Source organism: Rhizobium laguerreae (assembly GCF_002008165.1).
In the GTDB taxonomy this organism is placed as follows: Bacteria; Pseudomonadota; Alphaproteobacteria; order Rhizobiales; family Rhizobiaceae; genus Rhizobium; species Rhizobium laguerreae.
This window is the reverse complement of sequence record NZ_MRDM01000025.1, coordinates 1-2,988: the sequence shown is the minus strand read 5'-3', so window position 1 is coordinate 2,988 and position 2,988 is coordinate 1. Positions and strand designations below refer to the sequence as shown.

Sequence of the window (2,988 nt, the reverse complement as noted above, 5' to 3'; positions counted from 1 at the left end):
AGACGATGAGCATTGGCAATGAGAACGATTAAGTGTCGTAAGGGCATTTGGTGGATGCCTTGGCATGCACAGGCGATGAAGGACGTGATACGCTGCGAAAAGCCGTGGGGAGCTGCGAATGAGCTTTGATCCATGGATCTCCGAATGGGGCAACCCACCTTAAATGCTTGGGAAATCGAGCGTGCCGTTGGCACGAAAGTGAGTAGGAATTAGTGATTAGTGAGCAGTGAAAACTACTCACTACCGACTGATCACTACTCACTGCGCGTCAAGGACGCGCTCGGTTTCCAAGCATTGTGATAAGGTATCTACACCTGAATACATAGGGTGTAAGAAGCGAACGCAGGGAACTGAAACATCTAAGTACCTGCAGGAAAGGACATCAACCGAGACTCCGCAAGTAGTGGCGAGCGAACGCGGACCAGGCCAGTGGCAATTGTGATTAAAGTGGAACGCTCTGGAAAGTGCGGCCGTAGTGGGTGACAGCCCCGTACGCGTAGATATCATGATTGTCCTAGAGTAGGGCGGGACACGAGAAATCCTGTCTGAACATGGGGAGACCACTCTCCAAGCCTAAGTACTCGTGCATGACCGATAGCGAACAAGTACCGTGAGGGAAAGGTGAAAAGCACCCCGACAAGGGGAGTGAAATAGAACCTGAAACCGGATGCCTACAAACAGTCGGAGCCCGCAAGGGTGACGGCGTACCTTTTGTATAATGGGTCAACGACTTAGTGTAACAAGCAAGCTTAAGCCGGTAGGTGTAGGCGAAGCGAAAGCGAGTCTGAATAGGGCGATATAGTTTGTTGCATTAGACCCGAAACCGAGTGATCTAGCCATGAGCAGGTTGAAGGTTGGGTAACACCAACTGGAGGACCGAACCCGCATCTGTTGCAATAGATTGGGATGACTTGTGGCTAGGGGTGAAAGGCCAATCAAACTCGGAAATAGCTGGTTCTCCGCGAAATCTATTTAGGTAGAGCGTCGAGCGAATACCCCCGGGGGTAGAGCACTGGATGGGCTATGGGGACTCACCGTCTTACTGATCCTAACCAAACTCCGAATACCGGGGAGTACTACTCGGCAGACACACGGCGGGTGCTAACGTCCGTCGTGAAAAGGGCAACAACCCTAACCTCCAGCTAAGGTCCCCAAGTCATGGCTAAGTGGGAAAGGATGTGAGGATCCCAAAACAACCAGGATGTTGGCTTAGAAGCAGCCATCATTTAAAGAAAGCGTAACAGCTCACTGGTCTAAATAAGGGTCTTTGCGCCGAAAATGTAACGGGGCTGAAGCCATGCACCGAAGCTGAGGATGTGTAGCAATACACGTGGTAGCGGAGCGTTCCGTAAGCCGATGAAGGGAGACCTGTGAGGGCTCCTGGAGGTATCGGAAGTGCGAATGTTGACATGAGTAACGATAAAGAGGGTGAGAGACCCTCTCGCCGAAAGACCAAGGGTTCCTGCTTAAAGTTAATCTGAGCAGGGTTAGCCGGCCCCTAAGGCGAGGCAGAAATGCGTAGTCGATGGGAACCACGTTAATATTCGTGGGCCTGGTGGTAGTGACGGATTGCACAAGTTGTTCATTCTTATTGGATTGGATGGGCAGCGGAGCGGTTCCAGGAAATAGCTCCACCGTATAGACCGTACCCGAAACCGACACAGGTGGTCAGGTAGAGTATACCAAGGCGCTTGAGAGAACTATGTTGAAGGAACTCGGCAAATTGCACGCGTAACTTCGGAAGAAGCGTGACCCCATGCTAGGCAACTATTATGGGGTGGCACAGACCAGGGGGTAGCGACTGTTTATCAAAAACACAGGGCTCTGCGAAGTCGCAAGACGACGTATAGGGTCTGACGCCTGCCCGGTGCTGGAAGGTTAAGAGGAGAGGTGCAAGCTTTGAATCGAAGCCCCAGTAAACGGCGGCCGTAACTATAACGGTCCTAAGGTAGCGAAATTCCTTGTCGGGTAAGTTCCGACCTGCACGAATGGCGTAACGACTTCCCCGCTGTCTCCAACATAGACTCAGTGAAATTGAATTCCCCGTGAAGATGCGGGGTTCCTGCGGTCAGACGGAAAGACCCCGTGCACCTTTACTATAGCTTTACACTGGCATTCGTGTCGGCATGTGTAGGATAGGTGGTAGGCTTTGAAGCGGGGACGCCAGTTTCCGTGGAGCCATCCTTGAAATACCACCCTTATCGTCATGGATGTCTAACCGCGGCCCGTCATCCGGGTCCGGGACAGTGTATGGTGGGTAGTTTGACTGGGGCGGTCGCCTCCGAAAGAGTAACGGAGGCGCGCGATGGTGGGCTCAGACCGGTCGGAAATCGGTCGTCGAGTGCAATGGCATAAGCCCGCCTGACTGCGAGACTGACAAGTCGAGCAGAGACGAAAGTCGGTCATAGTGATCCGGTGGTCCCGCGTGGAAGGGCCATCGCTCAACGGATAAAAGGTACGCCGGGGATAACAGGCTGATGACCCCCAAGAGTCCATATCGACGGGGTTGTTTGGCACCTCGATGTCGGCTCATCGCATCCTGGGGCTGGAGCAGGTCCCAAGGGTTTGGCTGTTCGCCAATTAAAGCGGTACGTGAGCTGGGTTCAGAACGTCGTGAGACAGTTCGGTCCCTATCTGCCGTGGGTGTAGGAATATTGACAGGATCTGTCCCTAGTACGAGAGGACCGGGATGGACATATCTCTGGTGGACCTGTTGTCCTGCCAAGGGCATAGCAGGGTAGCTACATATGGACGGGATAACCGCTGAAGGCATCTAAGCGGGAAACCCACCTGAAAACGAGTATTCCCTATCAGAGCCGTGGAAGACGACCACGTTGATAGGCCGGGTGTGGAAGTGCGGCAACGCATGAAGCTTACCGGTACTAATAGCTCGATCGGCTTGATCGTTCTCATTGACTATGCTCATCTCCCGGCGACCGCAAAAGCGGTCGTCCGGATCGATGAAGTGAGTAGTGAATAGGCAGTAGT

Annotated in this window: 1 rRNA gene; it reads left to right on the top strand. The window is 53.1% G+C overall.

The window, feature by feature from the left end:
• The first annotated feature begins 26 nt into the window (after window positions 1–26).
• Window positions 27–2,907 (top strand): 23S ribosomal RNA (locus BS630_RS27195).
• Window positions 2,908–2,988: the final 81 nt, after the last annotated feature.